Annotated in this window: 17 protein-coding genes; 10 read left to right on the top strand and 7 right to left on the bottom strand. The window is 43.0% G+C overall.

Translation table 11 applies throughout. The features are described 5' to 3' along the window. Positions 1 to 148: 148 nt before the first annotated feature. From jag to AC04Q6_RS08270, 7 genes are all read right to left on the bottom strand, one after another. Positions 149 to 1159 (bottom strand): RNA-binding cell elongation regulator Jag/EloR, encoded by a 1011-nt coding sequence (gene jag, locus AC04Q6_RS08240; protein ID WP_021975973.1) that lies wholly within the window; start codon positions 1157 to 1159, stop codon positions 149 to 151. A 21-nt stretch (positions 1160 to 1180) separates the two neighbouring features. Further along, entirely contained in the window at positions 1181 to 1684 is a 504-nt protein-coding gene (locus AC04Q6_RS08245; RefSeq protein WP_476389631.1) for a YidC/Oxa1 family membrane protein insertase, read from the bottom strand. Beyond that, complete coding sequence (locus AC04Q6_RS08250) at positions 1629 to 2498, bottom strand: membrane protein insertase YidC (RefSeq protein WP_476389632.1); 870 nt, start codon at positions 2496 to 2498, stop codon at positions 1629 to 1631. The genes AC04Q6_RS08245 and AC04Q6_RS08250 overlap by 56 nt, the downstream gene beginning before the upstream one ends. A 90-nt stretch (positions 2499 to 2588) precedes the next feature. Beyond that, positions 2589 to 2801, bottom strand: a complete 213-nt coding sequence (gene yidD / locus AC04Q6_RS08255; protein WP_015526553.1) for a membrane protein insertion efficiency factor YidD — start codon at positions 2799 to 2801, stop codon at positions 2589 to 2591. Beyond that, complete coding sequence (gene rnpA, locus AC04Q6_RS08260; RefSeq protein WP_021975975.1) at positions 2779 to 3141, bottom strand: ribonuclease P protein component; 363 nt, start codon at positions 3139 to 3141, stop codon at positions 2779 to 2781. Before rnpA ends, yidD begins: the two co-directional genes overlap by 23 nt. 80 nt (positions 3142 to 3221) lie before the next feature. Continuing rightward, a complete protein-coding gene (rpmH, locus tag AC04Q6_RS08265; RefSeq protein ID WP_005423866.1) occupies positions 3222 to 3356 on the bottom strand; it encodes a 50S ribosomal protein L34 in 135 nt (44 codons plus the stop codon). A 207-nt stretch (positions 3357 to 3563) separates the two neighbouring features. Next, positions 3564 to 3839, bottom strand: a complete 276-nt coding sequence (locus tag AC04Q6_RS08270; RefSeq protein WP_118071870.1) for a hypothetical protein — start codon at positions 3837 to 3839, stop codon at positions 3564 to 3566. A gap of 90 nt (positions 3840 to 3929) precedes the next feature. On the opposite strand from AC04Q6_RS08270, the gene dnaA reads away from it, so the two are divergent. The 10 genes from dnaA (at position 3930) to AC04Q6_RS08320 (ending at position 16771) form a co-directional block, all read left to right on the top strand. Beyond that, positions 3930 to 5300 carry a chromosomal replication initiator protein DnaA gene (gene dnaA, locus AC04Q6_RS08275; protein ID WP_118071869.1) on the top strand — a complete coding sequence of 457 codons (1371 nt, stop codon included), beginning with the start codon at positions 3930 to 3932 and terminating at the stop codon, positions 5298 to 5300. A 277-nt stretch (positions 5301 to 5577) separates the two neighbouring features. Then, on the top strand, positions 5578 to 6693 hold the full coding sequence (gene dnaN, locus AC04Q6_RS08280) for a DNA polymerase III subunit beta (RefSeq protein WP_118071868.1): 1116 nt from the start codon (positions 5578 to 5580) through the stop codon (positions 6691 to 6693). A gap of 271 nt (positions 6694 to 6964) precedes the next feature. Next, positions 6965 to 7171 (top strand): RNA-binding S4 domain-containing protein, encoded by a 207-nt coding sequence (locus tag AC04Q6_RS08285; protein ID WP_021650164.1) that lies wholly within the window; start codon positions 6965 to 6967, stop codon positions 7169 to 7171. A gap of 4 nt (positions 7172 to 7175) precedes the next feature. Further along, a complete protein-coding gene (gene recF / locus AC04Q6_RS08290; protein WP_118071878.1) occupies positions 7176 to 8267 on the top strand; it encodes a DNA replication/repair protein RecF in 1092 nt (363 codons plus the stop codon). A gap of 82 nt (positions 8268 to 8349) precedes the next feature. Next, the gene (locus tag AC04Q6_RS08295; RefSeq protein WP_119248043.1) at positions 8350 to 11250 is read left to right on the top strand and encodes a tetratricopeptide repeat protein; all 2901 of its coding nucleotides are present in this window, start codon (positions 8350 to 8352) and stop codon (positions 11248 to 11250) included. Positions 11251 to 11279: 29 nt separating this feature from the next. Continuing rightward, positions 11280 to 12161: a 16S rRNA (adenine(1518)-N(6)/adenine(1519)-N(6))-dimethyltransferase RsmA gene (gene rsmA, locus AC04Q6_RS08300; RefSeq protein WP_021975980.1), complete on the top strand. Its 882-nt coding sequence runs from the start codon at positions 11280 to 11282 to the stop codon at positions 12159 to 12161. 401 nt (positions 12162 to 12562) lie between these two features. Next, positions 12563 to 13030, top strand: a complete 468-nt coding sequence (locus tag AC04Q6_RS08305; protein WP_021975981.1) for a DUF1002 domain-containing protein — start codon at positions 12563 to 12565, stop codon at positions 13028 to 13030. Positions 13031 to 13564: 534 nt separating this feature from the next. After that, positions 13565 to 14470: a 30S ribosomal protein S1 gene (locus tag AC04Q6_RS08310; RefSeq protein WP_021975982.1), complete on the top strand. Its 906-nt coding sequence runs from the start codon at positions 13565 to 13567 to the stop codon at positions 14468 to 14470. A 35-nt stretch (positions 14471 to 14505) separates the two neighbouring features. Next, on the top strand, positions 14506 to 16176 hold the full coding sequence (locus AC04Q6_RS08315; RefSeq protein ID WP_118063668.1) for a putative manganese-dependent inorganic diphosphatase: 1671 nt from the start codon (positions 14506 to 14508) through the stop codon (positions 16174 to 16176). 13 nt (positions 16177 to 16189) lie between these two features. After that, complete coding sequence (locus AC04Q6_RS08320; RefSeq protein ID WP_021975984.1) at positions 16190 to 16771, top strand: flavin reductase family protein; 582 nt, start codon at positions 16190 to 16192, stop codon at positions 16769 to 16771. The last annotated feature ends 62 nt before the right edge of the window (positions 16772 to 16833 follow it).

Below are 16833 nucleotides of genomic sequence, written 5' to 3' on the forward strand. Positions count from 1 at the left end.
GTGGAGATTGCAATGATAATTTTTAACCAAATCAAGTAAGTCCCCTGCTTCCATTGCGAATATCCGCTTGACTTTCCGGTTTTATGAAAAAAAGCCGCATCCACGAAGCTTAACGCTCCGGGATACGGCTTATATTCTTACCACTGAATCAGTAATTATTACGTTTCAGTTTTACCACTACATGTCTGTAAGGTTCTTCTCCCTCACTGACTGTCTCTACATAGCGGTTGCCCTGCAGAGATGCATGGATGATTCTTCTCTCGTATGGATTCATCGGCTCCAGAACTACCGGTTTTCTGGTTTTCTTTACCTTGAAGGCGATTCCTCTTGCAAGGTTTTCCAGAGTTTCTTTACGGCGGCGTCTGTAGTCCTCTGTATCAAGCTTTACACGAATGTAAGTAGACTCGCCTTTGTTTACTACAAGGCTTGTCAGATACTGAAGAGAATCCAGTGTCTGACCTCTTTTTCCGATCAGGATACCCATATCCTCACCTTCAAAATCTACATCCAGAGAACCGTCAGCTGTGTTGTATTTCGATGTGATCTCCACTTCTCCAAGATCCATGGATCCGAATACATCACGAAGAAATACTACTGCTCTCTCCTCAACCTCTTTGATCTTCTCCGGATCAGTCAGGATCTCTACCGGTCTGCCCTGCTTCGGTGCTTTTTCACGTGTTTCCTTTGGCTGGCGCTCCTTCGGAGCTCTCGGCTGTTTCTCACGTGCAGGTTTTGCTTTACCCTGGGAATCTCTTGCAGGTCTTTCCTTCGGTGCTGCAGCCTTCAAAGGTGCCTCTTCAGATGTTTTCTCCGCCTGTACAGACTCTGTTTTTACCGGTTTCTTCTCCTTTACAGGAGCTGCCTTCGGTGCAGATTCTTTCTTTACATTTGGAGTAAAAGGCTTGTCTAATTTCTTCTCTTCTTTAATAGCGTCCAGTTTCACGGACTCTACCAGTTCATCGATCTCCTGCATATCAGAAACTGGCTCGATTCTGCGAACTTTGATCACGGCAGGTTTGCTGCCGATTCCGAAGAATCCGGAGCTGCCTTCACTGATAACCTGAATATCAAGCTGGTCACTGGAAGTTCCAAGCTCAAGACACGCTTTTGTGATAGCTTCATTCTTTGTTTTTGCTGAAAACTGAATGTAATCCTCCATTACGAACCCCTCCGTTCCTGATTATTTCTTCTTATTTCTCTCATCAAAGTCTCTTACGAGATTTGCTTTGGCTGTGATGCTGCCTGGTTTTGCATTTCTTGCCTTCTCATAAGCAGTATCAACCTTCTGTGCTCTGTCTGAAGCACCGTTGTTTCCGCTGTTACCCTTATTGATCACAGGTTTATTGATATTCTTGGCGGACTGATGAGCCTGGTTGGTGATCTTCTGCGGCGGAAGTCCTTCCTTCGCACGCTTTGCTTCGATCTTCTTCATATTCTCATTAACCAGATCATCAATGTTCATCTTATCAAGATGACGGTTGATGGCAAACTGCTGGGCACTTCGCACGACAGCACTGGCGATCCAGTAGATACCAAGACCAACCGGGAATGTGAAACAGAAGAATGCAGACATCAGAGGCATGACCATGTTCATGGTTTTCATGGAGTTTGCCATTGCGCTGGCCTGATCATTTCCGTCTGCCGGCTGTGTTGCAGCCTGTGGCATAAGCTTCAGGTTCAGCATTCTGAGTTGCCCATGCAAGAACCGGGATCAGAAGTGCTACGATCGCAAGTAACAGAGAACCATGATTTTTGAAGAACTCCATGATATAGTACAGCGGCTGATCTGCGATATTCAGGCCACAGAAGCCCTGCATCTTGGAAATATTTCCGGATGCTTTTGTGATCGCATCAGAAAATCCTGAAAACTGATCCATCTGTGCCAACTCTTTCCACTGGGAAGGAGAAAGTGCATACAGAAAATCAACAATAGAGTTACTTGTAGCATTTCCGGCACTGTCCATAACGAGACGTACTCGTGTCATGGAATGGTCTGTGATAAACTGCTGCAGGATATCTGTGTATCCGTTTACAGCTAACAGGTTGTCAACTACACCAGTAAAAATGTTCTTTACACTTCCAACGTAAGCAGGAATCCGGTAGATAACCTGATACAGAGCAAACAGAATAGGCATCTGAATGGCTAACTGTACACAGCTACCGGTTGGAGAAACACCATATTTCTGATAAACAGCCTGGGTTTCTTCGTTCATTTTCATCATGGAGTCCTGATCCTTTTTACCCTGATATTTCTTCTGGATCTTCTGGATCTCGGGCTGCATGATCGCACTTAACTTGGAGAATTTCTGCTGCTTGATCTGCAGCGGTGTCATAAAGGCAAAGATAAGAATACTGAAGATAATGATACAAAGACCAATGTTCTGGATTCCGAACAGGCCGTCAAGCATCTTATATATGCCATCCATGATCCATCCCATCACAGACGCGATCTGTCCGATAATAGGAGTTCCGGTTTTTGTTGCTAAAAACAGTTCCAAATTCATTTCCTCCTAGACTTCTTATTCAATTGTAAAAGTCCGGTAACTATTTCGCCCCGGGAAAAAGAGGCCAAACAGTCACAAAATAATTCATGGCACAGGGTCATAGCCTCCATGGGAAAAAGGATTGCATCGCAGGATCCTCCATGCCGCAAGAAGACTGCCCTTGAATGCGCCATATTTTTCGATTGCTTCCAAACCATATTGAGAACATGTGGGAATATAAGGACATTTCGTTCTCTTCATCGGCGATATATATTTTTGATAGAGTCTTATCATCTTAATCAGAAATTTCTTTATCATGTTCATTCCCTGTTATATGATGCTTTTTTGCAAGATGCATAAAAGCACTCTCGATCTCGTGAAAGCCTTTGCCCTTGGCTGAAGCTCTCGCTACTACTACAATATCAAGGTTACTGTCAAAATCTGTTTCGTTGAGACGATAACTTTCTCTGATCAGTCTGGTGAGTCTGTGGCGAACCACACTATTCCCTACTTTTTTGCTTACTGATATTCCCAGACGATTCTTCATGTGCTGATTCTTCAGCACGTACATCACCAGAAGCCGATTCGCGTATGATGTTCCGTTCTGATATACAACTTTAAAATCTTGATTCTTTTTTAAGGACTCTGATCTGATCAAACGGATCCTCCTTAATCATACCGCCTGCGCGGATATTTCTCCGGATAGAAGAAAAGACCACATAAATGCGGTCTTACAGCTTATGCTGATAACTGTTTTCTTCCTTTTAATCTTCTTGCAGCTAATACTTTACGTCCGCCCTTTGTGCTCATGCGAGCTCTGAAGCCGTGAACTTTAGCTCTGGATCTCTTTTTTGGCTGAAATGTCATCTTCATAGGTAAAGCACCTCCTTTATCTATTTTAATAATTGTTATGAAATAACTTATCATTCAGAACATCGTTTCAATTATATAAATAAACCTCCTTTTCGTCAAGGGAAAATTGCAAAAAACCCGATAAAATCAGGGGTTTGAAAAATACCGCCTGCTTCGTGGTTTTTATTTTTTATCATTATGTGGATTACGCTTATGGTTTACGTAACATTATCCACAAAATGTGGATAACTTGTGGATAACTAGTGGATTACCAGTAAAACTATCCACTTTTTCAGGATGATTTTTTATAGCATCTTCAAAAAATCCCTTTATTTGCGGTATTTTGACAGTGGACAATTTTATACACATAAATTCTCCGTATTTTCCACACCTCGTTAACTTATGGAAACCGATTTCCCAGTTATACACTATTTTCCACCCTAATCCACAGTAATTTCCCCAAATTATCCACATTGTTTTCCCCAAAATCTCAACGTTTTCCATTGCTAAAACCCCATTTTCATTGTAATATATAAAAGGATATCTGTCTCCAGTCGCAAACTGGGGTTATTATATTACTCATGGGAGGAAAAAATGAACGCTGTTATTGAAAAATGGGAGGAGATCCTGCAAACTGTCAAATCTGAATATGAGGTGAATGATGTCCCTTTTAATACCTGGCTTAAGCCACTGGAAGTTTATGAGGTTGACGGAAGTCTGATAACAGTGGCAGTTCCTTCAGAACAGGCGGCAATTGGTGTCAATTACATCAGTAAACGCTACAAAATACCTCTTCAGGTTACAATCTGTGTACTGACAGGCATGGAAGAATGTGAAGTGCGATTTGTTCTGAAAAAAGATCTCCTCGAAAAAGAAGAAGAAAAAAAACCTTCCTATGATAAACAGAATCATGATACACGTTACGAAGAAGCTCATTTAAACCCAAAATATACTTTCGATACTTTCGTAGTAGGAAGCAACAACAAATTCGCCCAGGCAGCAGCACTCGCAGTTGCCGAATCACCAGGAGATACCTATAATCCTCTGTTTATTTACGGCGGAGCCGGTCTCGGAAAAACGCATCTTATGCATTCCATCGCTCATTTTATACTGGAACACGACAAAAACAGCCGGGTTCTCTATGTAACCAGTGAGGAATTCACAAATGAACTGATCGAAACCATCCGAAACGGAAATAATACGGCAATGAGCAAATTCCGTGAAAAATACAGGAATATTGACGTTCTTCTCGTCGATGATATTCAGTTTATTATAGGAAAAGAATCCACACAGGAAGAATTTTTCCATACATTTAACAGTCTCCACAGTGCCAAAAAACAGATCATCATATCTTCCGATAAACCTCCGAAAGATATGGAAATCCTGGAAGAACGTTTCCGTTCCCGGTTCGAATGGGGTCTGATCGCAGATATTACGCTGCCAGATTATGAAACTCGAATGGCGATCCTTCATAAAAATGAAGAAATGAACGGTTACAGCATCAGTGAAGATGTTATCAAATACATCGCTACCAATATTAAATCCAACATCCGTGAGCTGGAAGGTGCTTTCAACAAGGTCATGGCCGGAGCCAAGCTTGAGAAAAAAGAAGTTACACTTGAACTTGCAGAACAGGCACTGAAAGATATTATTTCTCCGGATGAAAAAAAGGTGATCACACCAGAATACATCATCTCCGTTGTTGCCGAACATTATGGAGTAACACCTGCGGACCTAAGCGGAAACAAACGAAACTCAAAAATCGTCATGCCACGCCAGGTTTCTATGTATCTCTGCCGCGAAATCATCTCCACACCTTTGAAAAATATCGGAAAAGCTCTTGGAAACCGTGACCATACTACTGTTATGCACGGTATCGAGAAGATTGAAAACGAATTGCAGACCGACGATAACTTAAAAAATACCATTGATATATTGAAAAAGAAGATTAATCCACAAGGTTAGGGAAGTTTTCCACATTACTGGTGTATAACGTGTTGATTGTATGTGGAGAGATGTGTACAACTTTTTTGCGAAAAAACGGCGGTAATTTTATCCCCGGGTTATTCACATCCAAAACTACCACTTTTACACAAAGTTATCCCACCCGAAAAACCCTGAAAACACCGGCCTCGCGGGAGTTTTTCACAAAATCTGGCCCCCTACGGCGGTTACGGCGGATTTTTTCTATAAATATATTTATAAAAACCACAATTTATCCAGAAAGGGAGTTATACACATTATGAAAATTATCTGCTCCAAATCAAGTCTGTTAAAAAGTGTAAGTATCGCACTCAAAGCAGTTCCATCAAAAACCACCATGCCAATACTGGAATGTATCCTCATGGATGCAACAACAAACCAGATCAAATTTACCACCAACGATATGGAACTGGGAATTGAAACAATTGTTGAAGGTACTATTGAAGAAAAAGGAAGGGTTGCTCTTGATGCAAAAATATTCTATGAAATCATCCGACGACTTCCTGATAACGACATTACCATCAAAACAGACGAAAAATATACAGCAACGATTACCTGTGAAAAAGCAAAATTCAATATTCCTGGCAAATCCGGAGAAGATTTTGCATATTTACCAATGATCGAAAAAGATGAACCGCTGACAATTTCTCAGTACACGCTGAAAGAAATGATCAGACAAACCATTTTTTCTATCGCTGTTAATGAGAATAATAAACTGATGACAGGTGAACTTTTTGAGATTAAAAATAACTGTCTGAAGGTAGTTTCTCTGGATGGACATCGAATTGCGATCCGAAAAATGCCCCTTAAGAGAGAATATTCTGACCGTAAGGTGGTAGTTCCGGGAAAAACTTTAAGTGAGGTAAGCAAGATTCTTTCCGGTGAAGTTGACGATCAGGTAAGTATTTACTTCACAAAAAACCATATTTTGTTTGAATTTGACCAGACTATGGTAGTTTCTCGACTGATTGAAGGAGAATATTTCAGAATTGATCAGATGCTTTCCAGTGATTACGAGACGAAACTCAAAATCAACAAAAAAGAATTCCTGGATTGTATCGACCGTGCAACGCTGCTGGTTCGTGAAGTTGACAAGAAACCAATTATCATTAATATCACAGATGATGATATGGAACTTCGGATCGATTCTGCAATGGGTTCCATGAATGAAGAGATCGATATTGAAAAAGAGGGTAAAGATATTATGATCGGTTTTAACCCGAAATTCCTGATCGATGCCCTTCGTGTTATTGATGATGAAACGGTAACAATTTATCTTGTGAACCCGAAAGCTCCCTGCTTTATCCGTGATGATGAAGAAAATTACACGTATCTGATTCTTCCGGTAAATATCAACCAGAATCAGGCAAGATAATAGTTTGTACAATATAATGGACAAAAAGACAGCAGGAGATTTTTCTCCATATGCTGAAAAACCATGTGGCCGGCGGCGTGTGTCCGCTGGTCGCGCACATTACAAAAATAAGATAACTAAAGGATAAACTCTGGAAACTGCCAGAAGGAGGTAATTTAAAATACCACCTTTTGGAAAACGCCGGGAATGGGGGTATTTAATTACCACCACTGAGCAATATATTGGAAAGTGTTAACCAAATCCAGGAAAGAAAATTTAAGAGGGAAAAAAATTGGAGATCAGAATTAAAGACGAATTTATCAAACTTGGCCAAGCTCTGAAGCTGGCAGGAGTTGTGGAGGACGGCGTTGAGGCAAAATATGCGATCAATGACGGACTTGTTCTGGTAAACGGTGAGGTTGAGAACCGCCGTGGCCGTAAGATCCATCCGGGAGATACGATTTCCTACGATGGAAAAGATATTTATGTAATTGGGTGAAGGAATGTACATTGAATCCATCAGATTGAATAATTTCAGGAATTATGAGTTGCTGGAGATGAATTTTGATCAGGGAACCAATATTCTCTACGGTGACAACGCCCAGGGAAAAACCAATATTCTGGAGGCGGTTTATCTGGCCGGAACCAGTAAATCCCACAAAGGAAGCAAGGACCGGGAAATGATCCGCTTCGAGAATGAGGAATCCCATATCCGAATGATGGTAAAAAAGGGCGATCTTTCATACAAAATAGACATGCACCTCCGGAAAAACAAAGCAAAAGGAGTTGCCATTAACGGGCTGCCGATCCGCAAGGCAAGAGAGCTGCTCGGTGTGGTAAATCTTGTGTTTTTTTCTCCGGAGGATCTTAATATTATCAAGAATGGACCGGGCGAGAGAAGACGTTTTCTGGATTCAGAGCTTTGTCAGCTGGATGGAGTTTATATCACGGAGCTGGCAAGCTATAATCACATTGTGAACCAGAGAAACCGTCTTCTCAAAGACTGTTATATGAACCCGGGATTAAAAAGTACGTTGGATATCTGGGATATGCAGATGGCAGATTACGGAAAAAAGATCATTGAAAAAAGAGAAGAGTTTGTGGAAGAACTGAATGAACTTGCAAAAGGCCTCCATAAAGGTCTGACCGGTGGGCTGGAAGAACTGGAGATCCTGTATGAACCAAGTGTAACTGCAGCAGAGTTTGAACAGAAACTGGCGCAGAACCGGGACAGGGATCTTCGGATGAAGCTGACATCTGTGGGACCGCACAGAGATGATTTCTGTGTAAAGGTAAACGGGATCGATATCCGGAAATACGGTTCCCAGGGGCAGCAGAGGACAGCAGCTCTTTCTCTGAAACTTTCTGAGATCTATCTTGTAAAAAAGAAGATCAAGGATACTCCGGTGCTTCTTCTGGATGATGTACTTTCGGAACTGGACAGTAACCGGCAGACTTATCTTCTGGAAAGTATACATGATATTCAGACTTTGATCACCTGTACAGGACTGGATGATTTTGTCAGTCATCAGTTTGAGATAAACAGGGTTTTTCAGGTGATAAAGGGGCATGTTTATATGCCTAAAGGGTTTTGACAAGCCCGTATGCATATGGTAAACTGATTCTGATTATGGAAAGTTGGTGAATATTTTGGATAAAGAGGAGTTTCGCGTCAAATTGGGACAGATCAACAAGCTGGTTGAAGCCCAGGATTACAAAGGCGCCATGCAGATCGTAGACAGCATTGACTGGCGTCGCGTAAAGAATGTCCGTACGCTTTGTGTTGTGGGCGAGATCTACGCAGCTAACAAGCGCTATGAAGAGAGCAAGGAAATTTTTCTTCTTGCTTATCACAGAGCGACGATCGGCAAGAACATACTTTACCGTCTGATCGAAGTTTCCCTGAAAATGGGACAGATCAGTGAAGCCACAGAATTCTTTGACGAGTACAGAGAGGTGGCAGGTAGTGATAACAGCCAGTATATACTGCGATATAAAATTGCCAGAGCGAAGAATGCATCTCTGAATGAACAGATCCGTATCCTTGAGGAATATAAGGAGAAAGAGTTTACAGAGCGCTGGTCCTATGAACTGGCTAAACTCTACTATAAGGCAGGAGACAAGCAGAAGTGCCTGGATCTCTGCAATGAGATGATTCTCTGGTTCAATGACGGAACTTATGTGATGAAAGCCCTTGACCTGAAACAGCGTATGGGAGTTCTCACAGGAGAAGAAAAAGAGAAATACGAACAGCGTTTTATCCCGAAACTGATTCCGCCGGAAAAGGCTCAGGAGATCAGGGAGAGCAAGGAAACAGAAGCTGTTACAGAAACTGAATATGAGGAGTCCAGACCGGTTACAGATACGATCCAGGTAGATGACGAGCGTGATCTGAACAGTGCAGAGACTTTCCAGGAGAAGATTTCCAAGGGAATCCGTGATATCTTCGGTGGTCATAAGAAGGCTGCGGAAGAAACTGAGGACGTGGAAGAAGAACAGCAGGATGACACAGAAGAAACTTCTGAGACAGAAGCTGTTGAAGCTGCCAAGGATTCTGCAGATCAGGAGTCTGGTGAGGAGGAAACTCCGGAAGCTGAGACTGCTGCCACAGAAGAAAAGTCCGAAGAAGACGCTTCTGAAGAAGAGGCGGCAGAAACTGCTGAGGCTGGAGATGGTGAGGAACTTCTGGCATCCGGTATTGATAATCTGTCTGCCGGAACCGTACAGTTAAATGCCCGGACACAGGAACCGCAGGACGAAGAGGAAGAAGCTTATCAGGAAGCGGAAGAGGCGGAAGCAGAGAAGGCGACGGAAAAGGAATTAGTTGAAAGTGTTTCTGAGATCGTTGAGGAAGATTCTGTGGAGGAACCGAAGGAAACTTCAGGAGTTCCCCTTAATGAAGACGGCAAGCCTGATTTTTCAGCAACGATCCGTATGCCGGAGCTTAAGATCCCGAAGTCTATGATCAATGTAGATCCGGAAAATGCAAGCAGCGCTGCCGGTATTCCGGACGCATCCGGAATTTTTGGAAGCATTGATGAGATCGCGGCGGAAGTTGCCAAGGATAAAAAAGCAGACGAGGAACCTGAGAAAGAGCAGGAATTCAATCTGGAAGATACCATTCTTGCAGCTGCAAGCGAGCAGGGAATCAATATTCCGGAGGAAGAGAAATCTCCGGATGTACAGCAGTCAGAAGTAACCGAGGAAACAGAAGACGAAGAAGATCTGGATATCGCGGCAGATGAATTTGTTCCGGAGGAGCCGGATGCAGCGGATATTGAGGATATCATGGCACAGATTTCCGCACAGCAGGCAGAAGATGTAAGTGAGTCGGCGCACAGGAGAATTCCGGATCTGGTTCTGGATGAAGATGAAGAGCCGGTTACAGAAGAAGATATGCAGGCTGCGGAAGCAGAATTCCTGAATGGTCCCACAGGCGTGCAGAAGCCTGATACCAAGGACGAATTCGACGGTTTTGATGATCTGGAAGAAGAGGAACAACTTAAGGAAATGCCGGAGGATCTTTCCCTTGAGGATGAAGACTTTTCTCTTGAGGATGAAAGTGACGATCGCAGAGCGGATAAACTGACAGACGATGTTGTGATACCTGTCGAAGATGAGACACCTCTTGATGAGGAAGAAGAATTCAGTGACGATGATTTCGGATTCAAAGATGAGCCGGAAGACGATGAAGAGGATGATTTTATCTCAAGTCTTACAGAAGATATGGAAGAAGACGATGAGGAAGAAGAACTCAGCGAGGAAGAACAGCTGGAGCGCTTTATCGAGGATATGCAGCCGGAGATCGATCCGAACACTATTATTTCCAGAAAGAGACAGCTTACAGATGAAGAGAAGCAGCTGTTCACATATTTTGTAGCAGTTCCGGGAATGAAAGAGCAGCTGGTGGATGTACTCTGCGATGTACAGAAAGGTGCGGCTGACAAAACTTCCCAGACTGGAAATGTGATCGTTATGGGCGGCAGAGAAACAGGAAAGACAAGACTGATCTCAAGCCTTATCCCGGCAATCTGCAGAGAGCTGAATATTGAGGCATCCAAGGTTGCCTACATATTTGCGGAAGACCTTAACGGAAAAAATATTGCAGAGATTGCATCCAAGCTTGCAGGAGGTTTCCTCGTTATTGAGAACGCAAACCAGCTTTCCCAGGAAACAGCAGATGAGCTTGATGAAGTAATGAATGGAAATACAAAGAGTATGATCGTGATCCTTGAGGATGAAAAGATCGGCATGCGTAAGCTGATCGCAAGATATCCGAAACTTGCGAAGAAATTTACATCCATGATCAATATTCCTGTATTTACAAATGATGAACTTGTTAATTTTGCCAAGGTTTATACCATGGAAAATGGATTCCGCATTGATCAGATGGGCATGCTTGCATTGTATAATCTGATCGGAATCAACCAGAAGGAAGATCAGCCGATGTGCATCGGAACTGTGAAGACCATGCTGGATAATGCCATGGCAAAAGCACAGGGCGGATTATTCAAACGCTCCAAGAAGCGTGTGGACCGTGATGGATTCACCGTACTTCTTGAAAAGGATTTCAGCTGAAAATAAACAGAAAAGCAGAGGTAAAAAATATGGCCAGACCTTATCTTGGTAACCCGAAATATACCATTGAAGTCCTTCAAAAGTATCATTTTGTTTTCCAGAAAAGGTTTGGTCAGAATTTTCTGATCGATGAACATGTTCTGGAAAAGATCATTGATTCTTCCGGAATTACGAAGGATGATTTTATACTGGAGATTGGTCCCGGAATCGGAACCATGACACAGTATCTTGCGGAAGCGGCCAGAGAAGTGGCTGCTGTGGAGATCGACAGTTCCCTGATCCCGATTCTTAAGGATACCTTGAAAGAATGGGATAATGTAACGGTGATCAATAACGATATCCTGAAAACAGATATCAAAAAGATCGCCAATGAAAAAAATGGCGGAAAGCCTGTAAAGGTGGTTGCGAACCTGCCGTATTATATTACGACACCGATCATTATGGGACTTTTTGAGAAGAATGTTCCTGTGGATTCCATTACGGTTATGGTACAGAAAGAGGTTGCAGACCGTATGCAGGTAGGACCTGGAACCAAGGATTACGGCGCGCTTTCCCTGGCTGTCCAGTATTATGCGAAGCCGGAGATTGTTGCAAACGTGCCGCCGAACTGTTTCATGCCACGGCCGAAGGTAGGAAGTGCGGTGATCAAACTGACACGTTATGAGAAACCGCCGGTTGAGGTGCAGGATGAACGCCTCATGTTCAGGCTGATCCGTGCGTCATTTAACCAGAGAAGAAAGACCCTTGTAAACGGCATCAAAAATTCCGGAGATTTTTCCCTTGGAAAAGAAGAGATCGAGAATATATTCGAGAAGTGCGGGCTTCCGCTGAATATCAGAGGAGAGGCGCTGACACTGGAGCAGTTTGCAATGCTTGCCAACTGTATCTCTGAAGAAAAGAATAATAAATAAAACATTACACAAAAAGAACCCGGGCAGCTGTTCCGGGTTCTTTTTGCGTTTCCGGACGGGACAATTGGAGAGGTATCCCACCCGGATCTATATAACTTGTCATAGAAAGGAGGTTATGTCTGAGGTGTCAGACATAAGTAAGTAATGAAAAATTTACAATATTTATTCTATAAAGGAGATGTTAGGAAAGTTTGTTGAAAATATGAAAAGATTGTGAATATATTTTCCGGGATATACATAAAGTCTGACCAGAAATATTGAAAAAAGGGAAAATTCCAGTTTACAGAAGGGTAGGGTGGTGTGTTATACTGAGTGGCGTTAAAAGGGAACTGAAAATTATGGAACTGGAAACAGTTGCAGATTACGTATAATGAGCCAAGGCTCTTTTGGAGGGATTTATTATGAAAAAAATGAACAGGATCACAGCACTGGTCGTTGCGGGAATTATCTCATGTACTTCACCAATGATGGTTATGGCATCAGATTCCAGCTCTGTTATGAGCCAGGCAGAGGAGATTCTTAAAGATAACGAGATTGAGTCTCTTGCGTCTGACCCGGATAAAGTTGGCGATATTATTGTTTATGTAAAAGGGCTTTTTGATTCCAATCAGATTTCTGATGATGAGATTTCACAGGGAATTGATGAGGCAGCAGATCATTATGGTGTGACACTTTCTGAGGATGATAAGAATTCCCTCGTGAATATTATCAGCAAATTCAGAGGAATCGACATCAGTGATGACCAGATTAAAGGTTATGTAAGCGATGCATACAGTACTCTGAAAGATATGGGTGTTACAAAGTCTGATGTAAAGAATATTTTTGAGAAAGCGATCGAGTTTATTAAGGGTATGCTTTCCCGTCAGTAGGAGGAAGGTGTTCAGAATGGCACTTTTATTGGGATTATTATTCTTAAGTTTACTGGAAATGTACAAAATGTACAATATTTAGAACGCTTGTCAATAAAGCAAATGTGGCGTTTTTATAAAAAAAGAGGAAAAACAGAAAAGAAATTGTGCAAATACGCTAAAAGTTCACGAGCTGTTCATAATTTGTTCATATTTATCTGATACTATAATAACAGTTCGAAAGAACACTACGAAAGACGCTGTAATGGTGTGTATCTGTATCATTACACATACAATTTTTTTCATAATAATCGCCCCGGTAAGCCACTACCGGGGCACTCCTCGTTTTATGGGGAAAAATATCAGAAAATGTAGCCTCTGCCAATGTGCGGAGTTTTTTTGTATAAAGAGGCTGTTTTGCATTCAAAAAAATAATAGCGTCGGTGGTTTGCCCATGCTATAATAATTAAGATTAAAATGAAAATCCGGCAGAAAGAATAAGAAAAAGGCCGGAAGTAAATGATGAAAAGATGAAGCGTGAACGGAGGTCAGGAAATGGCGGAGTCTATGAAAGATTTTGAGCAGGAGCTGGAGGCTTCTTTTAAGAAAATTGAGGAAGGTGATATCATCGCCGGGACAGTGGTCAGTGTGGATGAGACAGGAGTTGTTCTTGATCTTAAATATTATGCTGAGGGATTTATTCCGGCAGAGGAATTTTCCAGAGAGCCGGGATTTAATATTAAAGAGGCAGTTCAGCCGGGAGAAGAGATCCAGGCAACCGTTCTTAGGAAAGATGACGGACAGGGAAATATTCTTCTTTCCAGAGCAGAGGCAGCAGATGTACTTGCATGGGATAAACTGAAGGAGCTTCAGGAATCCGGGGAAGCACTGGATGTTGTTGTAAAGGGAATCGTAAACGGCGGAGCCATTGCTTATGTGGAAGGTGTTCGAGGTTTTATCCCGGCATCCAAACTTGCGCTGAATTATGTAGAGGATACAGAAGAGTACCTGAACAAGCCGCTTCAGGTTCAGGTAATTGATGTAGATAAAGAGAAAAAGAGACTGGTACTTTCTGCAAAGGAACTTCTCCGTGAGAAAGCAGAGAAGGAGCGCAGAAACAAGATTTCCAATATTGAGGTTGGTTTCGTGACAGAGGGAACGGTTGAGAGCCTGCAGCCTTATGGTGCGTTTGTTGATCTTGGAAACGGAATTTCCGGTCTGGTTCATATTTCCCAGATCTGCGAAAAAAGAATTAAGAAGCCATCAGAGGCGATAAGTGTGGGAGACAAGGTTAAGGTGAAAGTAATTGCGATCAAGGATGGCAAGCTGAGCCTGAGTATCAAAGAGGCATCGGATCTGATGGCGAAGGAAGTTGAGGAAGAGACTTTTGAACTGCCGGAGTCAGGAGAAGAGGCAACCACATCTCTTGGTTCACTTTTTGCGAACATCAAACTTGATTAATTGTTATATTTTTGGATGAAAAAGGATGGATGTGAATGAAGAAACAGGAGAGAATATTTGTAATCGGACATAAGAATCCGGATACGGATTCCATCTGTTCGGCGATCGCTTATGCGGATATTAAAAACAGGACTACACAGAGTAAGAGATATATTCCGAAGAGAGCTGGTCAGATCAATGAGGAGACCAGATATGTGCTGAATCGTTTTGGTGTACAGCCGCCGGCTTATCTGGGAAATATCGGAACACAGGTCAAGGATATGGATATCCGTCTCAGTCCCCAGGCAGACAAAAACATGTCACTGAAAAATACCTGGGATCTGATGCAGGAGAACGGAATCGTATCCCTTCCGATCCGTGATAAGGAGGGATGCCTGGAAGGTCTTGTGACCATCGGAGATATTGCCAAGACTTATATGGATACCACAGACAGTTATCTGCTTTCCAATGCGCGGACACAGTATCAGAGGATTGCGGAGACGGTTGGCGGAGAAGTGGTGGAAGGAAATGGCCACGGATATTTTGTCAAGGGACGTGTTCTGGTTGGAACAGCCAATCCGAAGATGATGGAGGAATTTATTGAGGAGAATGATATGATCATCATGGGAGACCGTGAGGAGGATCATCTTCAGGCCATCAGCCAGAATGTAAGCTGTATCATCGTAGGGCTGAACATTGTGGTTTCCGAGAAGGTTGTGAAGCTTGCCCACGAAAAAAATATCGTGATCATCCGGTCACCTTATGATACCTTTAACATCGCCCGTCTGATCAATCAGAGTATTCCGGTCAGCTATGTTATGAAACGGGATAACATGGTTACGTTTAATACCGAGGATTTTACAGATGATATCCAGGATGTTATGGTCAAAAACCGCCACAGAGCGTTCCCGGTTATCAATCCTCATGGAAAGTGTATCGGAACGATTTCCAGGCGTAATTTCCTGGACATGCACAAGAAAAAAGTTGTTCTTGTAGATCACAATGAGGTGGATCAGGCTGTTGATAATATTGAGAAGGCGGAGATTCTTGAGATTATTGACCATCATAAGCTTGGAACATTGCAGACCATGACACCGGTAGCGTTCCGTAATGAGCCTGTGGGATGTACGGGTACGATCCTTTATGAGATCTACGGAGAGCAGCGTCTGGAGATTCCGGAAAAAATTGCGGGACTTCTCTGTGCGGCCATTATTTCAGATACGCTGATGTTCCGTTCACCGACCTGTACACAGACGGATAAGATCGCTGCCAGTGCTCTTGCCCTGATCGCGGGAATCAAGATCGAGGATTTTGCCAGAGAGATGTTCTCAGCAGGAAGTAATCTGAAAGATAAATCCCCGGAGGAGATTTTTTACCAGGATTACAAGAAGTTTATTGGCGAGGGCAATGTTTCCTTTGGTGTGGGCCAGATCAGTTCCATGGACAGCGAAGAGCTGAAAGAGATCAAGGAGAAGCTGATGCCGTTTATGGTCAGCGAGTGTGGACGTCACGATATCACGAGAGTTTACTTTATGTTGACGAATATTCTGGAGGAATCTACAGAGCTTCTGTTTTATGGTGAGGGCAGCCAGCAGATGGCTGAGATCGCTTTTGAGAAGAAGCCGGACGGAGATGCGTTCTGTCTGCCAGGTGTGGTTTCCAGAAAGAAACAGCTGATTCCGGCGATGATGGAGGCTGCTCAGCTGATGAACAGCGATTACGCATAAGGAGGCCGGATCAATGGCAAAACAGATTTGGAAACCGGGAAATATGATCTATCCGCTGCCGGCAGTGATGGTCAGTGTCACGGACGGAGAGGGCAACGACAATATTATTACCGTTGCGTGGACAGGAACGGTCTGTACGAATCCGGCGATGGCTTATATTTCAGTCCGACCATCCCGTTATTCTTATGGAATGCTGAAAAAAACGGGAGAGTTTGTTATTAACCTTACAACAGAAAAACTGGCTTTTGCGACGGATTTCTGCGGAGTCCGGTCCGGCCGGGATGTTGACAAATTCGAAAAACTGAATCTTACAAAAGAGAAAGCACAGTATGTTTCTGCTCCGATGATCGGGGAAGCACCGGTTTCCATCGAGTGCAGAGTACGAGAGGTGAAGGAACTGGGATCGCATGATATGTTTCTTGCAGATGTACTTGCGGTTCATGCGGATGAAGCATATATGGACAAAAACAACAAGTTCCATCTCAATGATGCGGGACTTCTGGTTTATTCCCATGGGGAATATCTGGCTGGTGGCCGGAAGGTGGGAACTTTTGGCTACAGCGTGAAGAAGAAAAACGGTAAGAAGAAACGCTGAGAATAACACGGCACAGCACGACAAACGCATGAGTAAATAAATTGTGAACACACCCCTTTTCT

The sequence above is a fragment of the Blautia sp. HA9023 genome (genome assembly GCF_056504095.1).

Excerpts from the sequence above, each read along its gene's own strand:
- AC04Q6_RS08320 (WP_021975984.1), top strand. The coding sequence starts at position 16,190 with ATGGCAAAACAGATTTGGAAACCGGGAAATATGATCTATCCGCTGCCG.
- jag (WP_021975973.1), bottom strand. The coding sequence starts at position 1,159 with ATGGAGGATTACATTCAGTTTTCAGCAAAAACAAAGAATGAAGCTATC.
- AC04Q6_RS08270 (WP_118071870.1), bottom strand. The coding sequence starts at position 3,839 with ATGGAAAACGTTGAGATTTTGGGGAAAACAATGTGGATAATTTGGGGA.
- rsmA (WP_021975980.1), top strand. The coding sequence starts at position 11,280 with ATGGCCAGACCTTATCTTGGTAACCCGAAATATACCATTGAAGTCCTT.
- yidD (WP_015526553.1), bottom strand. The coding sequence starts at position 2,801 with ATGATAAAGAAATTTCTGATTAAGATGATAAGACTCTATCAAAAATAT.
- AC04Q6_RS08245 (WP_476389631.1), bottom strand. The coding sequence starts at position 1,684 with ATGCTGAACCTGAAGCTTATGCCACAGGCTGCAACACAGCCGGCAGAC.
- recF (WP_118071878.1), top strand. The coding sequence starts at position 7,176 with ATGTACATTGAATCCATCAGATTGAATAATTTCAGGAATTATGAGTTG.
- rpmH (WP_005423866.1), bottom strand. The coding sequence starts at position 3,356 with ATGAAGATGACATTTCAGCCAAAAAAGAGATCCAGAGCTAAAGTTCAC.
- AC04Q6_RS08305 (WP_021975981.1), top strand. The coding sequence starts at position 12,563 with ATGAAAAAAATGAACAGGATCACAGCACTGGTCGTTGCGGGAATTATC.
- AC04Q6_RS08315 (WP_118063668.1), top strand. The coding sequence starts at position 14,506 with ATGAAGAAACAGGAGAGAATATTTGTAATCGGACATAAGAATCCGGAT.
- dnaA (WP_118071869.1), top strand. The coding sequence starts at position 3,930 with ATGAACGCTGTTATTGAAAAATGGGAGGAGATCCTGCAAACTGTCAAA.
- dnaN (WP_118071868.1), top strand. The coding sequence starts at position 5,578 with ATGAAAATTATCTGCTCCAAATCAAGTCTGTTAAAAAGTGTAAGTATC.
- AC04Q6_RS08310 (WP_021975982.1), top strand. The coding sequence starts at position 13,565 with ATGGCGGAGTCTATGAAAGATTTTGAGCAGGAGCTGGAGGCTTCTTTT.